Origin of the sequence: Methyloglobulus sp., assembly GCF_040079455.1 — a bacterium.
Lineage (GTDB): Bacteria > Pseudomonadota > Gammaproteobacteria > Methylococcales > Methylomonadaceae > Methyloglobulus.
Genome location: NZ_JBEBKJ010000001.1, coordinates 12962 through 36878, shown reverse-complemented (window position 1 = coordinate 36878; position 23917 = coordinate 12962). Strand labels below are relative to the sequence as shown.

The 23917-nt window shown below is 43.3% G+C and carries 23 protein-coding genes; 14 read left to right on the top strand and 9 right to left on the bottom strand.

The genetic code is table 11. The features are described from left to right. Positions 1 to 5 precede the first annotated feature (5 nt). The 5 genes from ABL924_RS00175 to ABL924_RS00155 are packed head-to-tail and all read left to right on the top strand — an operon-like array spanning position 6 to position 4272. On the top strand, positions 6 to 692 hold the full coding sequence (locus ABL924_RS00175; protein ID WP_349025040.1) for a hypothetical protein: 687 nt from the start codon (positions 6 to 8) through the stop codon (positions 690 to 692). Next, a complete protein-coding gene (locus ABL924_RS00170; RefSeq protein ID WP_349025039.1) occupies positions 661 to 2427 on the top strand; it encodes a serine/threonine-protein kinase in 1767 nt (588 codons plus the stop codon). The genes ABL924_RS00175 and ABL924_RS00170 overlap by 32 nt, the downstream gene beginning before the upstream one ends. After that, positions 2428 to 3033 carry a hypothetical protein gene (locus ABL924_RS00165; RefSeq protein ID WP_349025038.1) on the top strand — a complete coding sequence of 202 codons (606 nt, stop codon included), beginning with the start codon at positions 2428 to 2430 and terminating at the stop codon, positions 3031 to 3033. Between the two features lie 4 nt (positions 3034 to 3037). After that, positions 3038 to 3568, top strand: a complete 531-nt coding sequence (locus ABL924_RS00160; protein ID WP_349025037.1) for a hypothetical protein — start codon at positions 3038 to 3040, stop codon at positions 3566 to 3568. A 14-nt stretch (positions 3569 to 3582) separates the two neighbouring features. Continuing rightward, the gene (locus ABL924_RS00155; protein WP_349025036.1) at positions 3583 to 4272 is read left to right on the top strand and encodes a hypothetical protein; all 690 of its coding nucleotides are present in this window, start codon (positions 3583 to 3585) and stop codon (positions 4270 to 4272) included. Between the two features lie 148 nt (positions 4273 to 4420). Here the strand turns inward: ABL924_RS00155 and ABL924_RS00150 are convergent, their stop codons facing one another. Continuing rightward, positions 4421 to 4735 (bottom strand): TRL domain-containing protein, encoded by a 315-nt coding sequence (locus ABL924_RS00150; protein ID WP_349025035.1) that lies wholly within the window; start codon positions 4733 to 4735, stop codon positions 4421 to 4423. A 383-nt stretch (positions 4736 to 5118) separates the two neighbouring features. Here ABL924_RS00150 and ABL924_RS00145 point away from each other — a divergent pair, with 383 nt between their 5' ends. Both ABL924_RS00145 and ABL924_RS00140 read left to right on the top strand, forming a co-directional pair. Continuing rightward, on the top strand, positions 5119 to 6018 hold the full coding sequence (locus ABL924_RS00145) for a PfkB family carbohydrate kinase (protein ID WP_349025034.1): 900 nt from the start codon (positions 5119 to 5121) through the stop codon (positions 6016 to 6018). A 75-nt stretch (positions 6019 to 6093) separates the two neighbouring features. Continuing rightward, the gene (locus ABL924_RS00140; protein WP_349025128.1) at positions 6094 to 6294 is read left to right on the top strand and encodes a hypothetical protein; all 201 of its coding nucleotides are present in this window, start codon (positions 6094 to 6096) and stop codon (positions 6292 to 6294) included. Positions 6295 to 7054: 760 nt separating this feature from the next. Here the strand turns inward: ABL924_RS00140 and ABL924_RS00135 are convergent. The 7 genes from ABL924_RS00135 to ABL924_RS00105 all read right to left on the bottom strand — a co-directional run bounded on the left by ABL924_RS00135 (position 7055) and on the right by ABL924_RS00105 (position 18467). Further along, positions 7055 to 8512: a M48 family metalloprotease gene (locus ABL924_RS00135; RefSeq protein WP_349025033.1), complete on the bottom strand. Its 1458-nt coding sequence runs from the start codon at positions 8510 to 8512 to the stop codon at positions 7055 to 7057. Positions 8513 to 8731: 219 nt separating this feature from the next. Further along, entirely contained in the window at positions 8732 to 9529 is a 798-nt protein-coding gene (locus tag ABL924_RS00130; protein ID WP_349025032.1) for a hypothetical protein, read from the bottom strand. Positions 9530 to 10450: 921 nt separating this feature from the next. After that, on the bottom strand, positions 10451 to 10732 hold the full coding sequence (locus ABL924_RS00125) for an EthD family reductase (protein ID WP_349025031.1): 282 nt from the start codon (positions 10730 to 10732) through the stop codon (positions 10451 to 10453). Between the two features lie 39 nt (positions 10733 to 10771). Further along, a complete protein-coding gene (locus ABL924_RS00120) occupies positions 10772 to 11080 on the bottom strand; it encodes an antibiotic biosynthesis monooxygenase (protein ID WP_349025030.1) in 309 nt (102 codons plus the stop codon). A gap of 193 nt (positions 11081 to 11273) precedes the next feature. After that, on the bottom strand, positions 11274 to 12947 hold the full coding sequence (locus ABL924_RS00115) for a ShlB/FhaC/HecB family hemolysin secretion/activation protein (protein ID WP_349025029.1): 1674 nt from the start codon (positions 12945 to 12947) through the stop codon (positions 11274 to 11276). Positions 12948 to 12950: 3 nt separating this feature from the next. Further along, a complete protein-coding gene (locus ABL924_RS00110) occupies positions 12951 to 15725 on the bottom strand; it encodes a filamentous hemagglutinin N-terminal domain-containing protein (protein ID WP_349025028.1) in 2775 nt (924 codons plus the stop codon). Positions 15726 to 16115: 390 nt separating this feature from the next. Further along, positions 16116 to 18467 carry a CHAT domain-containing protein gene (locus ABL924_RS00105; RefSeq protein WP_349025027.1) on the bottom strand — a complete coding sequence of 784 codons (2352 nt, stop codon included), beginning with the start codon at positions 18465 to 18467 and terminating at the stop codon, positions 16116 to 16118. 321 nt (positions 18468 to 18788) lie between these two features. On the opposite strand from ABL924_RS00105, the gene ABL924_RS00100 reads away from it, so the two are divergent. The 3 genes from ABL924_RS00100 to ABL924_RS00090 are packed head-to-tail and all read left to right on the top strand — an operon-like array spanning position 18789 to position 20917. Then, positions 18789 to 19400: an RNA polymerase sigma factor gene (locus tag ABL924_RS00100; RefSeq protein ID WP_349025026.1), complete on the top strand. Its 612-nt coding sequence runs from the start codon at positions 18789 to 18791 to the stop codon at positions 19398 to 19400. Further along, the gene (locus ABL924_RS00095; RefSeq protein WP_349025025.1) at positions 19390 to 20067 is read left to right on the top strand and encodes a hypothetical protein; all 678 of its coding nucleotides are present in this window, start codon (positions 19390 to 19392) and stop codon (positions 20065 to 20067) included. Before ABL924_RS00100 ends, ABL924_RS00095 begins: the two co-directional genes overlap by 11 nt. A 13-nt stretch (positions 20068 to 20080) precedes the next feature. After that, positions 20081 to 20917, top strand: coding sequence for a caspase family protein (locus ABL924_RS00090; RefSeq protein WP_349025024.1), 837 nt, complete (start codon positions 20081 to 20083; stop codon positions 20915 to 20917). Positions 20918 to 21062: 145 nt separating this feature from the next. Here ABL924_RS00090 and ABL924_RS00085 read toward each other — a convergent pair whose 3' ends face one another. Continuing rightward, the gene (locus ABL924_RS00085) at positions 21063 to 21443 is read right to left on the bottom strand and encodes a cupin domain-containing protein (RefSeq protein ID WP_349025023.1); all 381 of its coding nucleotides are present in this window, start codon (positions 21441 to 21443) and stop codon (positions 21063 to 21065) included. Between the two features lie 480 nt (positions 21444 to 21923). On the opposite strand from ABL924_RS00085, the gene ABL924_RS00080 reads away from it, so the two are divergent. From ABL924_RS00080 to ABL924_RS00065, 4 genes are all read left to right on the top strand, one after another. Then, positions 21924 to 22262 carry a hypothetical protein gene (locus ABL924_RS00080; RefSeq protein WP_349025022.1) on the top strand — a complete coding sequence of 113 codons (339 nt, stop codon included), beginning with the start codon at positions 21924 to 21926 and terminating at the stop codon, positions 22260 to 22262. 76 nt (positions 22263 to 22338) lie between these two features. Beyond that, complete coding sequence (locus ABL924_RS00075) at positions 22339 to 22806, top strand: hypothetical protein (RefSeq protein ID WP_349025021.1); 468 nt, start codon at positions 22339 to 22341, stop codon at positions 22804 to 22806. 258 nt (positions 22807 to 23064) lie between these two features. Further along, positions 23065 to 23517: a hypothetical protein gene (locus tag ABL924_RS00070; RefSeq protein WP_349025020.1), complete on the top strand. Its 453-nt coding sequence runs from the start codon at positions 23065 to 23067 to the stop codon at positions 23515 to 23517. Between the two features lie 118 nt (positions 23518 to 23635). Continuing rightward, a complete protein-coding gene (locus tag ABL924_RS00065) occupies positions 23636 to 23869 on the top strand; it encodes a hypothetical protein (protein WP_349025019.1) in 234 nt (77 codons plus the stop codon). Positions 23870 to 23917: the final 48 nt, after the last annotated feature.

Here is a 23917-nt window from a genome sequence, read left to right as displayed (position 1 = left end):
ATGACATGAGTACAACAAGCAATAGCGTTTCGAGTGTCCAAAATAGTGGACAGCTGAGTACACAAGTTCTGGATAGGCTGTTTGGAGACAGTTCGCTGAATTTTGATCTCAACAAGGGTACAGTCCTCAGTGTTACCGATGCTAGAGTCATTTATTTGTCATCTGATATCCTCCGGGGCATTTACGATGTCTTAAAATACGAAACTGGAGATGCCTGGTCATTGATCCTCAAAAACTGCGGCATTATCTGGGGAGAACGAATCAGCGCATCATTGGATAAAGAAGTTCATGTCACTACCAACCAAAAAATGGGGCAACTTGATGTTGATAGCTTCATTCATTTGCTGGAATCCTATTTTGCCAGTCATGGTTGGGGCAAAATGCAGTTCTATCTTGAGGATGCCGAAACGCATGGCATCGTAAGGGCTAACCTTAAAAACAGCTTGTTTGCGGAAACCTTAAAACACCTTAACAGCCCTATAGAGTTCATGATAGCAGGGATGTTGCAAGGTGTCTTTTCCACGATTAGTGGGCATGACTTGAGTTGTATACAAGTGAGTTATGAAAATACTGGGGCAGAATCGAGTGAATTCCTTATCAGTGCTAAATCACGAATTGATTTCTTCGAACAATCCGGTTTTGCGCAAGAGCTAAATCCTGATGAAGCACTGGCAAGATTACGTTTTACCTGATAACAATCTTTTTCCAGAACAATATACCGTTCTGGAAATTCTAAGAGAAAGCCAAACCAGCAGTGTTCTGATAGCTTTTGATAATCAATTGGGCTGCAAAGTGATTATCAAGTGTTTTAAACAAGCGGCAAAAGGTGCTTATTTACGGGAAATAAGCGCTGTTTACGACCTGAAACATAACCACTTGGCGCGTTGTTTAAATACTTTTAATCGCACCGACGGACATTCTTGTCTCGTTTATGAATATCTTATCGGTGGCAGTTTAGCTGACCTTATTGAATCGGCTGGGGTTCTAAGCGTTGACTTGGTGTTCCATTGCCTGAACGATATTCTAAAGGCACTTATCTACTTGCATGCGCTTAATCGAATTCATTGCGACATTAAACCCGGAAATATTTTTTTGCGGCCTAAAGCGAATGGGCAATTTGAATATGTTTTAGGCGATTTAGGTGCTGCTTGTTTCCTTCGTGAAGCCCAAGAAGGTCATCATGTTACTGGAACGCCCGCTTACATAGCCCCTGAGCGTATTAGAAATCAGTTTTTTTTTAATAGTGACCTATACAGCTTAGGCGTTGTTGCTTTTGAATTATGCACAGGTTATCGACCTTTTATGGGCAGTGTTGAAGAGATTACCCAGTGCGTGTTATCTCAGATACCTTCTTTGGAAGCCATCGAATACCAGCCTTTACGGGATTTGATAGATCATTTATTGATAAAATCACCCCAAAAAAGAATTGAAACTGCCAGTTTGGTTTATTTTTATTTGAACAAGTTGCAAAAACAGTATGAAAATGCTTGTTCAACGGTAAAGATGCCTCCTTTCCTGCAACAGAATAAATCAGATTGTTCCCTTTCTTTAAAACAGAGTGGGCAGCGACAGCAGTTAAAGTTGACCACTGGCGATAACCTTTTGGCGATACAGTGTTTTCATGCAGATGAGCGGATACTGATTGGACTGACCTACTCAGGATATACGGACATAATCGATCCAAAATATCCTGACGATGTATTAAAAACGCTAACGAATACGCATTCGATTCAAGTTACCGGATCGGCATCAATAACCTACGCAACCCCTAGCCGAATCCAGCAACTTGATTTAAACCGTATGGTTTCGACATTGCTAATAGAAAAAATCAATAATCCTAAAAAATTTTACTTTTATAACAACACGCTGTTATTCACAGATGACTTCAATGTTTATTTTTATAACTTAAACGATGGCTCTAATTTTTGTTTTCGATCCCCATCTTACCTCTTCGATCCGAAAATAAGCGTGTTTGAAAATGGTAGTTTTTGTATAAGTGAAGGTATGGCTAACGAAAAATTAGTCAAGCGAGACAGTACAGGAGCCATTTTATCTGAGTGGATGTTGGATGGCCCTCTGGTAGCGATGACTCGGCGAATTGATAATATTATTCTGGGTGCTTCCTTAAGCATCAAAGACCAAAACAAATATTCGATTTGGTGTTTGCATGAGTTTGAAGAAATTAAAAAATGGGTGTTAACTGAAAAAGTTAAGCAAATAAGCTGTACAGAAAATGCAATTTTTTGGTTAACTCAAAATGCTGAATTATATTGTTGCGATGCAGGTCTTCAGCACAAAATGATTGGCAATTTTACCCAAACCACCACTAAATTTGCGGTATCGTTCGATGGTCTATACATTGCCATGTTGGATTTGGTCGGACGAAACCAAGCGATTGTCACAATTTTCAATAATCGGGAGTCATAAATGACCACATCCAGATCCATTCATTGTTTATTTTATTCGCATGTCTGGTCGATTTATCAACTAGAAACGTTAGGACTGATAAAAACGGGTAATGAACTACTCGTGGAGTTGGCTCTGGAATCGAAGTTTGCCCCTGCTTTTGACAGAGACGAGGCGCGTCATAAAGGTCTAATAGAGCTTCTGCAACCTGGAGCGCAGCTACATAAAATCGCTTATCGACCTAAAAATCTAAATGTACCTATTATTTTGGCATCCAATCCTCCGACAACAGTAGATACGCTGATAGCAGCACTTTCCTTGGTAGCAACCGTTGACAGCCTTATAGATGAGGTAACCGTGTTGATTCACATCAATGATGGGCCACAATTTGTTAGCGCTTATCCACTAATGAGCGATTTTTCAATTGTTTGGGATATCGCCGATTTTCCAAGCACTGGATTGCTCACGTTAACTGAGTCTCTCGTTAAGGAACAATGCCTAAACAAGGACAAATGGAAGGGATTGCATCTGTGCAGTCACCCGAACAGACAATTCCCGGATAATAAGCTACGTGAGTCGATTCTGCGTGATTTACTCAACGATTTCCCTGCCCTTAATTCTGTATAGTTTTGTGAGCTACATTTATAAAGACAAGTTATATATATCAAGCTTGCCATCCCTTCAAGAGTTAGAGCGGTATCACAGTATCGTCCATCTACAACATTGGATCAATGTGTCTGGAATAGATATTCACCAGATATACCCAAAGCCAGCCTTGTTGGGATATTCCATTTCACAGTTTGATTTTGCCGATGTCTTTACCAATGGGAAAATACTTACTGACTTTTCCTCGCTTGAACAAATCAGCACCCATCTCTATAAAAGAGTATCAGAGTTGAAACACCGACGTGCATTTTTAGAAGCTGTCAAAGCACTAATCACACAAATTGAAAAGTACAACACTACTGGTATTTTTTGCCATCGTGGACTGGCGCGATCACCGCTTGTCGCGGCTGCCGCACTGAACCATCTCCATAACGAGTCCTTGGCTCAGTCTATAGATAGAGTGCAACAGTTACATTCTCCCGCGTATTTCACTGATATCAGCGTTTCTGCGCTGCTATGGTGTAAGGGGCAATTAAATAATGGCATATCCACCTAATAATTTACAGGGTTATGTCTTTTCAATATGTTATAAAAAAAACAGAAGCACAGTTTACCGCATTTCCCTGTCAACCAATTGACTTACCCCAGCGGTTTTCCAAGATTGAACGGAAGGAACAGGATGGTGTTTTAACACTTGAGAATCATTTTTTTAGGGTAGGGGATGTCGGACAATTGCGTATTGCCTATACGCATGCCCCTAAAATTAACATTATCGCAGTATTTTTTTTTCCGCAATGCCGTTGTCAATTGCCTGTGTACAGTATGGAATTTGTGATGTTAGGGCAAAAGCCGATCATTGCGTTGATGGATATGGTTTGTTTGATTCAGCACATGCCAATTTCAACTATAGTCAAAGATTTTATGGATTCTGCACATTCAGCTTATCCTGAGTTTAATCAGGAAGAAGTATTTCCCCAATGGTTCGAAGAATGCCGATCAGGAGATGAGTTTTTTATTAGGCCACGGGATATGAGTGAATTTTCAATGTTAGGCAAGATACATGCGTTGCTCATAGAAAATCTAGCCAAACTATTTCAGCATGTTGAAATATTTGATAAAGATACTACGACTTTACATAAAACTTATCTGGACGACTATAAAAAACATCATAAAATTAATTCTCCAGGACTTCGATTAATGAACCGTAGCTTTGGTGAAAGTTGGACAGAGGAATACTTAACGGCTTACTTATTCGCATGAGGTTCATTTTTAGGAAATGCGTTGAAAAAATATCCCGCCACCTTTAATAAATCAAGGCTGAGCGGGATTTTATTAGTAGATTGCCGAGTGTGAAAAAATCGAAACTATAATTAACGGCCTCTTTCAATTCGGCAAAAATAACGCGCGATTAATCGCCGTATACCATGAGCCTGTAAGTGCCGATTAAGCCCAAAAAGTTTTTTGCATGCCAATCGGCATGGTGAACTTTGGTAATGTTGCCGTTCTTCTTAGCGGCATCAATACTGCAATCACCGGTAGAGATCATCGCTAAGTAGCTTTTACAAACAGCTTCCCCAACTTTTGAAGATGCCCCATCATTAGAAGTGACTTGAACGGGCAAATTAACACTCGTCATTATTCCGCCGACTGGATAAGGTGTCGCACAAGCCGTTAAACCTAACGCCACACAAACTAACGCCATAATTTTTAATATTTTTTTCATAAATAATCCTCAATGAGTTTTTATTTTAATGTCTCCGATTGGAGACGCTAGAAGTATGGCCTTGGTTGTTAGAATAATCAAGGTGTTATACCAATCCCAATAAGTTGTTATTTGAATCCCCTCATCCTAACCTTCTTCCACTGGAGAAGGGATAATATGTGAGCCTATGGGATTGGTATTATAGCTAGATCAATCCAATCGAATGCAGATACGAGCAGAGTGCCAACAATACTTGCTTTTAATACACACTTAGGTGTTCTAACCAAGTTGATTTTATCTTAAGATAGATTTTCATAGCGTTATGTGGCAGTTAGGTTGGGGCTTCCCCGTCTACAGTTGGAGCCGCGTATGTTGTGGTAATTATTTTTTCAGCAGGAGTTTTTTTGACAACTAAACCAATAACAGTAGACGTGCTTTGCGTCGGCCATGCTTCGTATGATCTCGTGTATTGTGTGCCGCATCACCCAGGTGAGGATGAAAAAATAGTCGCCGACAGTTTTATAAGCTGCGGTGGCGGGCCTGCGGCAAATGCAGCGGTAATGGTGGCTAAATTGGGGTTAAAGTCAGCATTCGTTGGTTATTTAGGGAATGATCTTTATGGCGAAATGCACAGGCAAGAGCTTATTGATAACAAAGTGGTTGTCGATAAGATTGTTAGAGGATCATCGCCCACGCCAGTATCAATGGTATTGGTCAAGCCTGATGGTAAACGAGCGTTAATCAATTATAAGGGCGAAACTAAGCCTTTATCTGAATATGCAGTTGATTTCTCAGCGATTAAAGCCAAGGTTATCCTGTTTGACGGACACGAGCCGCAAATTTCTGTGCCATTGGCGAAACAAGCTAAAGCTCAAAGTATTGCGACTGTATTGGACGCGGGTTCGGTGCATGAAGGCACGTTGGCGTTAATGTCAATTGTCGATCACCTCGTATGTTCAGAAAAATTTGCTGTGCAGCTTCATGGCGACAATGAAAGTGCATTGCGTAAGTTGGCAAATGACACGGCCACAGCGGTAATTACTTTAGGGGAGCAGGGCTTAATCTGGCAACGCGAGGATAATCATGGTGCGTTACTGGCATTTCCTATTGTTGCTGTTGATACGACTGGGGCAGGGGATGCCTTTCACGGCGCTTATGCAGCGGCATTAGCCTTGGGGTTATCGTGGAATGAGGTTTTAGCTTACGCCAGTGCGGCGGGAGCGCTTTGTTGTACGAAGTCGGGGGCGAGATTAGGTTTGCCGGGTTATCAGGAACATTTGGGGTTGTTTGAGCAAAGACTTTAAGACTTGATGAAGCCTTAACTGAACTGAGGAAAATTAAAGCCTAATGCCCTATGATACCGCACGCCAGGTCGAGGCTTGCAAATAAGCTTAAGGATTGTTCTGGATTACAGTTTACTTTTGGTGCTAAGCAGTATACGTGGATTACCTGGTCAAAATTTGATCGGTGCCAACGGCCTGAATCCCATTAAGACTGAAAAAACTGCTAAGGTCGGCATCAAGATCAAACGGTTAAAAATCGGTTGGGATTACGATTATTTACTTCGCGTCTCGGGGTGATTTAAGCGCGATTGCCCTGATAATAAGGGGGTTGGTATATATACAATGTACGGTTAATGGCATTACAAAACAAATTTTGCGAAGCATTTAGTTTACTGCGTTAATCAGCCGATTTTTACTTATTTCCCTTACTCCAGGGAATGGCCTGTATGTTGCTGGGTGTGGTCAGACTTATGCGATTAATATCAATGCTGGTTACTGTCTCCGCTTGATAAAAAGCATGGCTGAATCACGTTATTTTTTGTGTATTCCTATAGCTTCAGGATTTGCCGCTTGTGATTGAAACAAGCCCGATCAGCTAAGCAGCTAGTCGGCTGGTTTCAACAAAGGAGCTTTCATGAGCAAGATTATAATTCAGTCGCACAAACTAACAGGCAATAAAAAGCCCGCATAAAGCGGGCATGTTGAGTCTTAATTATAGTTATTATTTCATTGTACTGTGTGTCGCCTGTACAACTTAACTCAAGCAGAATTACTTTTTTATTATTGTTATATATCAATAGCCTAAAAGGCTATTTCCCCCTCTATACCGACGGTTAAATCGGCATCGCTCCGAAAAGCTGGGACTATTGTATATCCGAAAAAATGCTCTTGTCCAACAAAAAATAGTATTTTTTAAATTAATTAGCACTTCCTTAAAAATCACATTTTATTACAGTCAGTTACAAAAAGTAAGGAATCGCTATTTACTAAATTTGTAAGCACAAGCTGACCTAAGATTGATTCCATTAAGCTTAGGTTCAGAAATGGTTTATGACAATTATTGACCGCGTCTAGCTTCAATTTGTTCATGCAAAAAGAAATCACGCCTTTCCCTCAATATAGCCGACAAATGCTGATTAAGCCCTTTTGATTGTTGTGCTAATCTGATTTGGAAGATCGCATCCTGAATTTGCCCCATGGCATAATAGTATTCAGCCAGATAACGATGTGACTCTGCCGGTTTTTTTAAATCATTATGTACCTGCGCCATCAATTCATAATAAACAGGAAGGCTTTGCGTTTTATAAGGCAAAGAAGATAGACTTTTCTTTGCTGTAACAGAATCCCCTGACCTCACCAAAGCAGTAATATATTCGAGCTTAATGGCTTCGTTACTGGGGAATTGTTCGGTGAGTTGCTGATAGCGTGTAAGGGCAAGCCGATAATTTTTGGACTCAAGCGCGGTACGGGCAAGCGCGGTGGCATAGTGCGATTGGCCTGGATTTTGTTTTGCCAATTGCTGAAAAATCGACTCCGCTTCGATATATCTTTGCGCTTTAAGTGCCACCAAGCCCGTGCCATACCTTGCGACAGTCCGTTGTTCGGTTGTGCCTTGCGTCAAACCGGACTGAAACTGTTTTGTCGTTGCAGCATCGTCATTACTGGCTAAAACCTTAAGCTTGGCCCTGATTAATTGATAACTTAAGGAATCTGGATATTGTCTATAGGGATAGGTTTCTGCCCGTCCACGGGTGTCTGATATACGCGATGCAGTAACTGGGTGAGTCCGTAAAAACTCCGGCACATCTTTTCCGTAATAGCGGCTGGATTGCTGTAGACGTTCGAAAAAAGTCGGCATACTGCGGGGATCGTACCTAGCTTCCTGTAAAGTCTGCATCCCCACTCGATCCGCTTCCATTTCATTTTCACGGGTAAAATCAATCTGGAATTGCACACTGCTGCCCATAATAGCCATAATCGCGGCTTGCCCCAAAGCGGGCGACTGTGTGCCCAACAATATTGCCGCGATAGTTGCCGCCATCGTCGGCAGCGACAAACGGCCAGCGGCCTCTGCTGCACGGTATAAGTGCCGTTGAGTAACGTGGGCGATTTCGTGCGCCATTACCGAAGCCAGCTCGCTTTCCGCTTCGGTCAAAACGATCAAACCGGAATTGACCCCAATATAGCCGCCAGGCCCTGCAAACGCATTGATGTCGTTTTCCAACACGACAAAAAAATGGAACGGTAAGCTAGGGGCATCACTATTAGCTGCCAGCTTTTGACCAATTGTTTGAATATATTCCTGAATTTCTGCATCCTGATTGATTGTAATTTGGGAATGCAAACTCCTGAAAAAATATTCGCCTAATTCCTTTTCTTCTGCGGGAGTGATGATGGTTCCGGAAGAATCGCCCATATCGGGCAAATCGATTTTAGTATTGAGTTCAGCTTGATAGGTAACAGGAAATAGCACGAGCACCAGTGCAAAAAAGATATGACAAGGACTGAATTTCATGGCGTTGGGACTGGATTTATTGTGCTTAGTTCCGGTTAGGTTGCGGCGCAAACATAAGTTAACCTCTATAAATTCAAAAACACCCTTCTCCCTGTAGTAGAAGGGTGGGATGAGGATTTTAAAATCAAGTGGTTATTAACCTCTCCCTTTCCCCTAGGAAGGGGAAATTATTGGCGATTCCCATAAAAACGCAACTATCATTTTGCTTGCTCCGTGCAATCAGTATTTATCAGCTTCGGCCTTAGCTTTCCTGGCACCCGCAACATTTTTCTGTAATTCCCGCGCATTCGCAATCAACAACCAACTGTGTTTTTTCAAAGCATTATCGTTAACCGCCAATAACGCGGCTTTTCTGGCGATATCTTCTGCTAATCGGGGTTTTGATTGCTTTAACCGCAATACGGCTAATCTATAGTAGAGTGTGGCGTTTCTCGGTTCGATTCGGATAGCCCGCTCGATAGAAGCAACGGCTGAATCCTGATTACCACTTTGGCTATTCTCATTGGCAGCCATAACCAACGAGCCTACTGCGGGAGATTGCGGAGCAAACGTTTCCAATGGCACTAACGCTTCTGGTTCTTTAGGTGGTTCTGGCACGGGAGGAGCAATTGGCTCAACAATCTCAGCCGGTTTTGGCTGTTCCGCCGGATGTTCAGTTTCCGGCAACACTGGGGTTTCTGCTGGATTTTCATCCTGCTGTACGGCCTCAAACGGATCAGTTGTTTCAGCAGGTTGTGTAGGATCTACGCTTGGCTCTGCTGCAGGTGGTGGTAAGTCTGGCTTAATTTCTACCATTTCCGGTGCTTTACCTAAGCCTTCAAGTGGTTTCGTTTCAATAACCTGAGGAGGCTGTTGTGGAACTTGCTCAGGGTTGCTAGGTTCTCCCAAATACGGATCATTGCCATTATTTCCAGATTGACCGCCAAATACCGGCGCTGGCGGTTGCCCCCCGAATTCCGCACAAGCAGTAAGCATGGATGTTGTGAAAGCAATGAATAGTAGTTGTTTGATTTGCATGTGTTATTGAAAACCTTTCTTTAAACTTCACAGATCGTAAGCATTTTAACAAGCCATTCAATAGTCGTAAAAAATGTATACCTAGTGCTACATTCTAACCTACAAATTATTTCTTCCAAAAATACCATGCCTAATACGTATTCTTTAAACTGGATAGGTATATTTGTTGCGAACAACTTGGGATTTTTGTTCTTGTTTGGCTTTCATTAGCTGTAGCAGTCTGCGAACATAATCCCTGAGACCTGCTAGCATCCGCTTTTTCGGCTCGAATTATTTGAGAATACCCGCCTCATTCGACCCAAATTAATTGCGAATGAACCCGCATTTTTTGCAAACAGCCTGCAAACATCGCCCAAGACCCACATTATTTGCGAACAAAAAATATAACCTATTCCACTGAAAGCAGCCGCTGACAATGAACACATTTATTGGTTAGTTGAGCAGCCCCAACCAACCCTTCTCGGACAGACGCAAGGTTTAGTCATTTTCCGGCTAACAGACATTCACATAAAGCTCTTTTTAATCAAAACATATCCCTATATTCCGTTTATTTCAAACTTTATCTTGGAGTTAGTTCTTTTCATGAAACCTTATAGTTAAGCTAACCAATTGCGTTGACGCTTAAGAACAACACAAAAACAACTTTTGTTAATATTCCAACTATTTAGTTTGAGGTAGCCTTTGTAAGGCTTATTGATGGAGTGCACCTTGAAATAAGTAGCCGCACCCAGAACCAAAGTTCACAAGCGCTGCCTACAATGAACGCAAAAGCACCAAAACCCGACAATGTAGAGTAACAATGCGACCAACAAGATGTCGATAGTGATAACGTGATATTTCATCCCGTTCTCCTAAAGCGGGCTACTTGTACTTTAACCTGTCATTGAGATATAAGTACTTCGTTAACCTGAATAACGGGTTCTATATCTGTGTAATTTGGCATATCACCTTGGAGTATTGCGGAATGAGAGATGAATGCAGCCATGAGTCTTCAACAGAATCAAACAAGAAGTGACACATGGCTATGTATGCTGCATTAGTTCCAGGGATTCCGCCACTTAACCCACGTTCCACTGAGACACCTTTGAAACCAGGATGAGTACTCAGGAGCTTAATAGACATCGGCATGTGCGTGTCAACGTAATAAGGAAGATCAAATCGTGAACCTTTTGTGTTCGGGTATAGGATGCTTATCTTTAACATTAATGCCTTTTTGGGGAGTGAAGTGCTTGGCTGATTTTTTTATTTCTGACCATTTGTGCCTAGCACTGGTTCATAATGTAAAACGACTGGGAAAGGCTCATAAAAATGATGCAACAATTTTTTCCATTCTTGATATTGAGGTGATCCGCGAAACCCGTCTTCATGGTCTTCAAGCGTTTCCCAGCGAACAAGTAGGATGTATTCATTTTCACGCTCAACACACCGCTGCAACTCGTGAGAAATATAACCCGGCATAGCCGCAATGATTGTTTGCGCATGACGAAAAGCAAATTCGAACTCACCGGTATGGTTTGGTCGGACAGATAGGTGAGCTACTTCGAGGATCATGGCTATAGTTAATCGGCTAATTTTTAGGCCAGACTGCCTTTAATCAAAAGGGATGTTTTAATGTACTTTTCTTTTAAATGCAAAAACTTCTTTCGTTCTTCGTCTTGCTTGAAGCTATCAAAGTCTTGTTCCGTGTCAAACCTCACAAGGTATATTTCGAAAGGCTTTTTCTCTTTCGTGCAAAAGTCCTGAATTAAAAAGCATACATCGAAAGGTTGAAAAATATGCCATCGTCCTGAAGATCGTGTGAGGCTTTTTGAGTCGCTTGATGGATATCATGGGCGTAGTAAAAATCCGCCTTGAAATGTTTTAAGCCCTGCCAACTCATGCCGATGCCGATAGCATGCAAATAGTCGGCGTTATCTTGGTTATTCCAGCCTGCGCCAACATCCATAAATGGAAAGACTGTCAGTTGATTGGCATAAGTTCCCTGCATTGCGAACAGCGGGTAATGGAATTCGATACTGCCGCTATAACCGTTATCGCGTACCAGTTCATTTTCTCGATAACCTCTAACAGTATAAACACCCCCAACTGCGATCCGTTCTTGAGGAAGCAAGGCTTCATTGCTGAGTTGCAGGTTTCCTCGTAATCGTAATTGCGCCCCGTTATCCATCACTTTCCACGCAGTTTGCATTTGTCCTAACCAAGCGAAATAACGACTATCTGGCCCTTTTGAATCCGCTTGAACTGTCGAATCAAATACCCCACCTAAACCAACACTGAAGACCGAGCGTAAGGCAAAAACATGGTGTTCAAAACGCCCGCTGTAATCTTGAATAAAACGCAAAGCCACTACTTTGGTTTTGCAAGGCGCGTCGTTAAATGCAAAGCAGGGGTTGCTTAATAAGCCGGCCTGATTAAACCGAGTCCCCAAACTGACACCAAGAGTTAAGTTTTGGTCAGCTGTTTGGTAGACAGGGTGATTCAACGTCCAGTTGAAATTCGTCACTTGGCTGGTGATATTGATTTTGTTTAACGGTTCTTCTACGACAGAAGATCGTCCGGTTTCAAAGTGGAAATCGAAAACAGTGCCGTACGAATTTAGCGGCATCGTCAAGCCGCCTGCGAAAATATCCGAGCCTTGGCTTGTATCAAAACGGAAATCGAATTTATCCCCCCAGCGGGTCAGGTTTCTGACCCAAGCCTCCACTTGCAGTTGTTCCGCCCCGATACTGGGTGGATTGTAGTTGTTGAAGTGCAAGGCTAACTGGTAAGGCGTGGTGCGTGTTACCTGTAAATCAAGTGCGCTCTCCCCGAGTTGCGGCAAAGGTTTAAGGTTGCCGTTGATCTGTTCTATTAAAGGGTCATTTAACAGCCTCTGATAGCGATCTTGAAAAGTTTGTGTGTTGAATGGCTTGTCGTCTAGCAGGCGCTTACGGATATAGTCCGGATGTAACCAGCCATTGCCAGCAACATTGACCTCAGATAGCTTGCCTTCAACGATTTGTATGTTGAGGGTGTTGTCTTTAAAAGTTTGCGTGGGGATAATCGCACCGGAATTGACATAGCCATTTTTAACGTACTGCTGTGTTATCTGGTAACGTAATTCTTCCAGGTCGCCAACATCAATGGCATGGTTTAAAAAGGGTTTGGCTAAGTTTTGCAGTAGGTCTTCGTCGAAAACGCTGTGTCCGGAAAACACAACACGTTTAATGGTTACTTTAAGCCCTGTGTTCTTTGCCGGGGATTTGCTTTCTTCTATGGGCGGCAATACAAACGGTTTTTTATCCGTATCCTTCGAAAATTCAGGCAGCGTTTGCTTTTGTTCGCTAAGACGGCTGGACGGGTTATTGCGCGCTTCACAGGACGTAAAGACTGCCCATAAAAGAAAGAATGACAGGCTAGGCAATAGTTTGTTAGGCATTTTTTACCCCGCTTGTTTCGTCACGCCTTGTGGTCGTGGATGCTTTGTTTTGAGTTGGCAATCGTGACTATGGGGTAAGGCCTGTGATAGGTAAGTGGTTTGCGATGGTCTGTCTTGCTTTTTGGGCAGCAAGCGATCTAGGGTGTAACCATCCTGGCCTTTGTTGAAGTAAGGAATGCCGCCTTTGCCCAGTTTTTTCATGGTGCTTTGTTGTACGGTGCTGGAACACGGATCGTGACCGACGCGATTCAGATCAAGTTGAGGTGTATTGAGACCAGCCAGTGCGCCAACGATATTAAGTTGCGGTGCGGTGTTGGTTATAGTGCCGTTTATGCCGTTTGGCGAGGCGGCCTGGATGACGTTAATACCAGAATTGGGCTTAAAGGTTAATGGCTTGTCGTCTCCACTTTGCAAGTTGCCGTTACTCGCAACCAGTTGTTTGACATTAAGATTGATGTTGCCGCCGCTGGCATTTTTTGCATTTGTATTGGCCTGAATAAACCCGGTATCCATGACTAATACGTCGGTATTTAATGTAATGTCGCCACCGTTTCCGATGTTTGTGCCAAAAGATTCCAGTGAATTGGCTACCGAGGTGGTAATAAGACTGTTTTTGAGTTGCACCCAATCGTTGGCATTGATGGTGATAGGGCCGCCATCGCCCTGGTTGGCAGCGGTTGTGATTGAGCTATTATCCATGCTGAGCTGTGAGGTGTTGATTTCAATGGGGCTGGCAGGAAGGTTTCCAAGGGCTTCGGTAGTAATATGACTGTTATTGTTTAGGTTTAACTGAGGCGCGGTAACGGTTATTTTTGCATTTCTTTTGGCAAGATTATCAGAAAATTTACCTGAGCTAATACTGATATCGCCTGCCGTCATTGATATGGATTTTGTAGCAGTAACATTTACTACTCCAGGGCTACCTCTATTCTGTTGCGCTACAGCTGAGGAAATACCCGTAAAAATCCCTGGGTTAATAAGGTTATTAATTTTTATTGTTTCGGCTTTCACATTCACTATTCCGGCATCGCCATCATTTTGTGTAATAGATGAAACACGTCCTCCATTGACAATCTTCAATTCCCCTTCTGCGCTGACTCTTACAGTGCCAGCATCTCCAACACTGTTAGAATCTGAAGTAATACCAGCGAGAAATTGTGAGTTTTGTCCATCAATAGTTATACTTCCTGATTTGACCATTACATTACCTGCATTTTGTGTGCCGGACGTATTGGTAGAAATCACTCCAGCATTGGCCAGTACCAACTCCTTTTGGGCGGTGACGTTTACGTTACCAGATTTTCCACTTGAACCTTTGGCGTTTACCGAAGCAATACCTGTTGCCAATTTTTCCTGCGAGTTATCAATTAGTATTTTTTCTGCCTCGACGTTCACAGTCCCTGCATTACCTTTATCAAAGGTAATGGTAGAAATACGCCCACCATCGTATATTTTAAGTTCCCTTTCTACACTGATGTTTACAATGCCTGCGTTTCCTTTATTAACATTAGCATCCGAAAAGATACCCGTAGGCGTTATTGATTTATGACCATTAATTAGTATTTCTCCTGCTTTAACAGTGATGTTACCAGCATCACCTTCGGTAAATGTTGAGGTAGCAATAAACCCACTATTGAAAATTGAGAGTCCTTGTTCTGCTGTCACGTTAACAGTGCCGGCTTTCCCAGTACCTTCGTTAGCAAGCGATAAAATACCTGCTTCTGATTCGGATTTTTGCTCACCAATACTTATTTTTCCTGCTTTGACTACAATTGCTCCGCCATAACCTTCGTTAAATACTAAAGAAGCAATTGTTCCACGATTAATTAAAGTTAATTCCTTTTGTGCGTTCACAGTTATAGTACCAGCGTCACCTATTTTAAGGGCGTAATTGGTTACAAAACTATTATCTAATAGCAAGTTGTCAACCCGCATATCGATACCCTGATTTTTAGGCATATCATCATTTCCATTATTATTAGCAAAAACACCGGACTTTAAAGCTTTCACATCCCCAGCCCTCACCGCGATCCGCCCTTTACCATTACCGGACGCATCCAATACCGTATTATTAATGGAAATAGCGCCCGCCAAGGCTTGGTTGGGCAAGGTTGCAACACCCACATCCTGCCTGGCATCTCCCACCGCAGCCAATTGCAAGTCCATGCCTTCGCCGGTAAGGCTTGCTTTATCCATAGTGATCTTGGCCGCGCTGAGTTGCACGGCAGTCCCTGGTTTAAACACCAACTCAGCACCGTTTAGGTCCATCGTACCGGTTTGCTTACCCAGAAAACCAAAGGCTTCAGGTGCAGCCATACTTACGGTATTGGCTTGTGGGTGGTCTGCGCTAAACTTTGTGCCGTCGGCGAATTTCAGTTCCCCGGCAGTACTGGCGTAAAATGCCCCTGGCACATCAATTTGCGTATTCTGACCAAAGACAATACCTGCTGGATTGATGAAATAAAATGCCGCACTGCCGATCTCCGATTTTAGCGTACCAGCTATACTTGATAGCGCACCGCCGGTTACACGGCTGATGACATTTTGAATATGGCTATTTCCTGTAAACGTCGCGCTTTCGGAACTGTTCAGGTTAAAGCGACCAAAACTGTGGAACAAGTTATTGCCGCGTAGCGATCCCAGCTCCTGACCGATACGGAACTGCGGACCCGATAATTGCCCTTTCGGTCCAACGGTGCCATCGGTCGTGATTTCGGCCAGACAAGGCGTCGAGATAGTCAAGAAACAGATGACGGCTAATATGGTTTTTTTATTCATCTTTAGTCCTGTTGTAACTATTCAGCGTATTTTGTTATTCCGAGCAAAGCGAGGAATCTTGAGCTTTTATTCACGCTTATGCGTTTAAGATTTCTCGGCAACTGCTCCTGCGTTGCTCTACCTCCTGCTTGAGCCACAGGGATGTGGTGAATGCAGATATTGCAGGAGCAATATATCTGTCCTTGCAGTCGTCCCTACGGTCGAAATGACAGCCCATCAGGTGACTATGCTAAATTAAGTCGTGTAGGGTGCATTGTATGCACCAATAGGTGCGTAAAACGCACCCTACAGATTAATAAGGATTCCTTAAAAATACTTCCCGAAATAGAAAACGGAAAAATTTTCTCTGTTCCCGAGCGGTAAGTTATTTTTAGCCCTATCCTTAAGTGTTTACAAGCCATTGCCAACCAAAATGAACGGCGCCCAAAAAAACGGGTTGGTCATCGCTTTACTTTGTAGTAAATCGATCTGCGCACGTTGTAGTGCTTTAGCCTTGGTTAAACCCTGATTGATAAAGCCATCATAAAACCGGAGCATTAATTTAACGGTGGCTTCATCATTGATCGGCCATAATGCGCCTAAGGCATTATTGGCTTTTGCTTTTAGGGCTACCCCGCTTAACCCCAAGGGCGCGCGGTCGTCGCCTTCTGCAGTCTGGCAGGCGCTTAGAACCAACAGATCAAGCGATTGTGCTTGCCCCCGATCCTTTATTAAGGCTTCCAAATGATCAATGCCTAGTACCTTATCGTAAGTCAAAATAAAACTATCTTCTGAACTGCTACCAAAAAAACCGTGTGAAGCGATATGTATACTGCTGTAATCGGCTTGTTTGGCGGCATGGTCAAAGTTTTGCAAGGTATAGTTGCGATTGAATAGCACTTGATTGGGTAGTTTGGCGGCTAAGCTGTCAATTTCGGCTTTAACACCGGGTAGGGCCAAGCTTTGCGCAATTTCGTGTAGATTATCGGCATTCGATTTTGTAGAAGAAATACCGCCAACTTTGCGTAACTTCGCCGCGACTGATCTTAACCCAACGGGACTGTTGTTGCCGCTTAAACCCCGACTGTTAACGGTTTCCCCCAGTAGTTTGTTAAGCAGCTTACCTGAGAGTTGCGCCGCAACCTCAATGCTTGGCTCGCTCAATCCTGCCAACAAAGTTTTATTCATGACTTTTTGTGTCGCGGGAGAAATCAACGCTAAACTGGGGGTAGTGACAACGGCATAGCGCTCTATAAAATAATGTTGACCATCATGAAAGGCGGCTAACGGTAACAATCGTAACGAACTATCTGGTACGTAAACGATAGTATCAATGGCATTCGCCTGTAAAAGCGGCTCTATAGGGCGGATCAAGCCATCATAAAACTGCTGTGCTGCCTGTTGATAATTTTGTCCGTAACGCAATTGACCGGCAAAACTTTTGATCTGCTTATCTAACAGTTCGCCTTCAATTGTAAGTGTATGCTGGTATAAACGATTGTTGATACTCAGTAACAACTCGATGCGGTCATCAAGCATTACCGGATAAAAAATTGCTGTCTTAATGTTTTGAGTCTTTGCTAAGCTGCCTTGAAAGTCGGTCAATAAGCACCTGTCCTTGAAAAAATCCTCCAATTCCGTTTGTTTTAATTGTTCCATTAAGCCGAGAACTTCTGCCAAATACGGATTTTGGCTTACTGTTCCCTTAGTTTTCGATGATTCAGATAGCAAAGAGACTGCGCCACGATACAACGGACCGAATAATTGTAAAAATGATGATTTGCCGTTTTGATAAGTTACCGGAATATCCTGCCGAATAGCTTGCATGGCGCTAATCGCGCGGCGATAGCTGGCGATTGCGGCATCTTTTTGTTGCAGTGCTGTATAAAGGCGGGCGGCTTGCCAATTATAAAATACCTTTAAGTCTTCGGCGTTGATGGTTTGTAATTGCTCTAGTGCCGATTGAGTAAGGGTCAGTGCTTCCTGGTACCGCTGCTGGCTTTCATAGACATGGCCTAATAACCCGAAATACCGGGCAAGTGAGCGGTGACTTTCTGCTGGAAGGTGCGAATATGACAGCGTCAGTTGTTGATGCAGTATCGCAAGCCGCTGCTCTTGTGCGCCATTCGCAACCGTTAAAGGCGGTAATAGGGGATGATCAAGCCATTGCTCGGAAAGCATCAAACGTAATTCACCCGCTAATGCTGGGTCTGTCATTAAATTAATGCTAGTCAGTGCGAGTTGCTGGTGTTGTTTAAACCCAGAGAGGGTACCCGCCATTTGAGCAAGCGCCAGATGGCAGCGCGCAGCGAGTTCCTGATTCCTTAACTGCCTCGCTGAATTTAAAGCGTGTTGAAGGTACATTTGCGCTTGGTCATTGTGATTTCTGCTTTGCGCTGTCAAGCCGCTGTAATACTCGGTAACGGCCACTAAATCGAATTCTTTGGCCTGTTTTGCCTTGATCAATGCTTGCTGCAACAACGGGGCGGCCTGATCCGGATGATGCTGCAAATAGGCAATATAACCAAGAGCGCTCTGAGCAAACGCTTGTTCTCCCTTATCATTTTGTCGCTGCGCTGCGAGCAACGCCGCTTGATAAGTGCTCTGTGCTTCCAGATAAAAACCGGAGCGTTGATATTCGCTGCCTTGGCTCAGCAACGTTTCCACGTTGCTAGCTGGAATCAATTGGCGATTGGAATCGGCAACAACATGATTCATGCTAACAAAAAGGGTAATCGTTAGAAAAATGACTACTTTCTTCATCTGATACCTGATTGCAAAATTTGAAAGCTACTAATCAATGTGACACTAATGCCCGAAAAAATGACGTTGTGAATAAAAGGTTATACTACAGGTTGAGCCAAGCACCCAAGATAATAACCACTGTAAAATGTGGCTAAAGGCTTCGTAGAATTATAAAAATTACCAGCTTTTCGACTGAAAAGGTGAATTACAAATCTTAATCATTCACGGTAAAGAGATCAAAGCTACCAGATTTTTGTTGCAATTACTGTTAAAAATTACCTTGCAATAATTTATTTTTGAACTCATAACGAGTTTGTTTCGACTACTAGAGATAAGAACATGGGTTTAACGGAAGAACAGATACTTTCATTGCTCGAAAAAATTGCCAATGGAAACTCAAAGTCGTTAAGAGAACAGGCACTATCAAGCTTATACCTTGAATATCACCGCTCAGTCAGGAATTACATTTTTAAAACGTTTACTCAGGATGCCACAGTGATTGAAGAAGTTGTTCAAGATACTTTTTTTGAAGTTTGGAAACAGCCGGATCGATTCCGTGGCGAATCCAAATTCAAAACATGGCTGCTTGGAATCGCCCGACACAAAACAATCGACCGTCTTCGAAAAAATGTCATCAACCACATTTCCATAGAAGAAATAGAAGAAACCCTGCCTTCTGAGGACATATCCATTAGCGACCTGATCCATAAAGAGCAAATTCAACAAGGCTTAAAATACTGCTTGGAAAGCTTATTTACTGCGGGCAAATTATCCGATGCGCATCGAGAGGTTTTACACTTAGCTTATATTCAAGACCAAGATATCCACGAAATTGCCCAGGTTCTCAACTGCTTGGAAAGCACTATAAAAACAAGGTTACATTATGCCCGTTTACGTATTAAGAACTGCCTAAAAAAGCGCTTAATGGGAGGAATTGATCATGGTGAATGAACAAGAACACCGTACACAATTTCAGCAATGGCTGCTTTTGTATGTTAACGGTCAATTGGATGAAATTAAAACAGCCTGGATGGAACAGTATGTAGCTGAACATCAACAGGCGGCAACAGAAGTTGAAATCGAAAAGGCACTAAAAAACACATTACTTAACGAGTTACCTGACTATCCGCTGGATTACGGTTTGAATACGTTAATGAGCCGGATTAGAGCCGAGGAAGGCTCAACACAGCCGACATCTCCGGATAGGCGAAACAGCGTCGTCAATCGTTTTATAGGCGCATTTAACAGCTTATTGCTGAATCCAAAATGGGCTGTTGCCGTGACCTTAATCCTGCTACAAACCGGAGCAATTACGACTTTGTTATTATCGCGTGTTGGCACTACACTACCGAAACAAAACCAATGGCGTTCGGTGACGACTCCATCTCAATTTCAGGGGCCTGTGTTAGAGATTACCTTTAAGTCAACTTCGCCCGAAGCAGATATCCGGTTGTTATTAGTTAAGATTCGAGGGTCTTTACTCGGCGGACCCGGCCAGCTTGGTAAATATCTAGTTAAAGTGCCGGAAGATACGATAACTGAAGCACAAAAAGAAGTAATAAATTCAAAGATTATTGAGTCCGTGCAAATCCTGCCGGAATTACCACTCGAGCGTTGATGAGGTTACGTTGATGAACATAACTTGCATTCAGCTATCCCTTCAAATGCTTAAAACAGTATTGTTGTTATCGCTACTGTTCGTTAGTGTGACCTCAGCCGCGAATAAGCCTATTTCTCAAGTTCCCATAAATACGCACTCAAAACGGGTTGCCTTAGTGATCGGCAACAGCCGTTACAACATCGGCAACCTCAAGAATCCGGAAAATGACGCCCAGGCAGTGAGAAATGCCCTCACCGCTTTGGGTTTTGAAGTGGATTATTTTACCAATCTGGACCAAAAAAGCATGGTTCAACAGGTCTTCGATTTTTTCCATCACAAAGCATCGCTTAGCGAGTTGCGCCTAGTTTACTATGCCGGTCATGGCATTCAATTTGAAGGCAAGAATTACCTGATACCCACGGACGCTAACCTAGGTTTACCTTCGGAAATCCCGCATACCGGTTATATGCTTGACGAGCTCAGGCGGAGCCTGGATGGGCTGCAGCAGGGTGCCAGTATTATTATTCTGGATACTTGCCGGGTGACCATATGTCCGGTGGGTCAATGCCGAGGCGTGTTGAGCAGCTTAGGCTTAAGTAATGAGCGCAAGTCTAGCGGCACACTGATCGCTTATTCGACCGGGCCGGGCCAATTGGCGAGTGACGGTGGAGAGAACGAACACAGTTTATACACGCAAGTATTGCTCGAACTCCTATCAACCCCAGGGCAACCCGTGGAAAAATTATTCCGGAAGCTGACCGAAGAAGTCTTTCATCGTAGCGGTGGCCTGCAAAAGCCTGAATTTGTTGATGGTTTGATGGGTGCTGAAATTTGTTTAAAGGCGGGTCTTCTTGAGCAATGTCCTTAAAATTAAGCGAAAATTTCAAAAACTACTCAAACTTTATAGATTAAAGCTACTTGTCCATTTTTGCATAGGTAAAATCAAACAAAAAAATATAACTTAAATATTAGGAGCGGCTTGCTTTTGGATCGTCAAATATTTGACCGCGACGTTAGGTGATATCGCCGTCAGAAACCCGATTTGGAAACGATATCTCCAAGACAACACAACCGACATCCGTTTTGAATGGCCCGTGCATTTCGCCGGGAGGTCGGCTGGCATAATGGCCTGCTTCTAGCCACAGGTCAAATGCTTGATCGAACAAACGGCCTCTGACAATGAATACCTCTTCGGGATAAGGGTGGGTTTTACCGCCGAAAAGCGAGGTATCGGCACCGGCCAGGAAGCGGGTTAGCCTGGTGTACTCACCAGTCATTTGGTCGATGCTCAAAGTTAGTTCTTCGGCCATGCCTTCCAGCCCTTCGATGGGCGACCATTTTCCGCGACTTTCGAAAGCCAGGGGATTCCAGTACATCACCGTTGATTTCGTCATAGTTTCTCCGACTGCATTTATTTAATGCCCCTATGACGGGGGCTTAGCCTCTCTACCCATTCTCGGCTCAATTAAATTTTTGCGCATAGATGAGATGATAAACAAAACGCAAATAAGCTCCACAATGCTATTACACAATATAAGCACTGTAAGTACCAGCTTAACTGAATTCCTTTTCACGAACGGGGCAAATCCAGGGTCAATACTGACAAATAGCCCCATATAAAAGTCATCAAATACAAAAGCCCAATTGCTTAGAAGAATTTGAATGTCTTTACCTCCGAAGCAGATTTTGGTTCGTGCAATGACCCCGTTAAATAACAATAAAAAAATTCCTGAGCAATTTTTTTGAACCCATTTAAAGCCTCAAACGACTCAATTATCGATGGTGAATAATTAACAAGCCATCCTCACTTACGGCTTCTCGTAAATGAGCATTATCCATGTAATCGTCAGCATCGCTGACATAAGGAATAGATCATGAAAAAACTTATCGTAAAAACATTATTGGTCGTAGTAGGACTTGCTGTGTTTCAACAAAGCGTTTTTGCCAGCACGGCAACGTCGCGGGTGAAAACCGTCCGTATAAACAAAACAGTCGCATCGCCAGCCAGAACCAGTATCGAAATGTTCAGTACGACTACAGGCCCTTGTTTCGGCAATTGGTATGCCTTTGAAAACGCACATACCGGTTTGGGTAAAAACTGGACTGATGCCGTGGTCGCCGCCTACCAAGTTGGTAAAACCGTTCAAATTGTCGGCACCGGCACCTGCGATAACAAAGGTGTTGAAAAAGTCAATTATATCGACATCAAGTAACCATTGAACTGTGTGGGTTAGTACAAAAATGTTACTAACCCATACAAACCATTTTATTTATTTTTGGAGAATTATCATGAAAACATTTATACGTAAAAGCGCCCGTCTGGCGATCCTAGCTATTGCGGCATCAGCCAACATGTCTGTGGCCTTGGCCGATTTATATTACGGCCCTTCGGTATTCTTGAACACAGCCGGATTTGCGACCGATGTTTACTCACTAAGTTGTCCAATAGGGACTACCCATGTTATCGCTGAAGTTGGCAATAAAATCGGGGGTGCAGCGGAATCGATCAGCATGCAAGTCATCGTGCCTAATGGGCGCGCATTGACCGCCAACGCCTTGGAGAATAGAAATACTGGAGTGACCATGAGAGGTGCCGGTGCGGGTAATTATTTAATTACCGTACATAAGTCATTTAGCAACGTAGTAGAGCCTTACGACATTAACATGGACTGCTTTAAAGTCGTGACCAATCCTGATGGAAGTAGAAAAGAAGTCGCTTTTGAAGGAACGCAATCAACGCTGGTGCAAAATCAGTAACGGGAAAATTAAGCGATGAAACACCGAGTCTCCAGGACGACGACTCGGACTTATTGGCTCACTTTAATTCTTAGTCCGTAGGATGTGCTGAATGTAGCCAAGTAGGGTGGGTACGTGCTGTTCGTGCCCACGCGGGATGGATGCCTTTATTTATGATGGCTGCACGGAACACCACAACCTACGGTATTGCAAACGGATTCGATGTTAAAAAATGTAACGTCGAATCTTTTTAAAACTTATTATTTTTAGGTGATTATTATGAAAATTTTACTATCCCTGGGCCTAGCCTTATTTAGCGCCGTTAGTTTTGCCGCAACACCTGCGAACCTTTATCAATGCAGAGGAAGCGGGCTTTACGTCAATTACGCAACGTCAGATCTAGTGCCTTCCCCTGTCCTTATGTTTACGATTGGCGACAAAGATTTTATCGGGCGCGGTGCAGAAATTACAGATGAAGTCACGGTACTAGGACACCTGTTGACCATCACCCGAGCTGCCGTCCCCGACCTTCGTACCGATACGCTGACCTTGCTGCTACCCGATGTCAACGTCAGCAATAGTATTGGATCTTACAAAAGCTTCGATACTCGCGTTTTCACCACCCGAACGCGAACCTCATTTGGCGGCCCGCAATTTGTGGAAGGTGTCATTCAAAATAACACCTCGCGGATTGTGCATTGTACCGGGAAGTTTGCTGATATGCCGCTTTGATCACGGTTAGTTGGAAAGGTGGGTAGGCAGTTTTGCCCACCATTAAGCGGCTTTCAACAAGTCCTACGATCTGAAAACATACCCATGTGACTTGTAGCAAACCAATGAGGAATGAGCCATGAAAACAACAGACGAAGACAGCCAAACATTAACGAACCAACTTAAAGAATGGAGCGTTCAAATAGCCGTTCTAGGCGCGAAACAAGACGCTGCAACCGTAACGGCAAAACAATTCGCCCAGAAACTGGCTGAGTTACGCACCAAACACCACACTGCAACCCAACAATTAAGAGAACTGGAATTGCATGAGAGCGGGATGTACATGTGGGAGAACATCGGGTGTGGCGGTTGATGGCCGGAAAGGCTGATAGCTACGCTTTTTTGCGAAACCATTAACCGC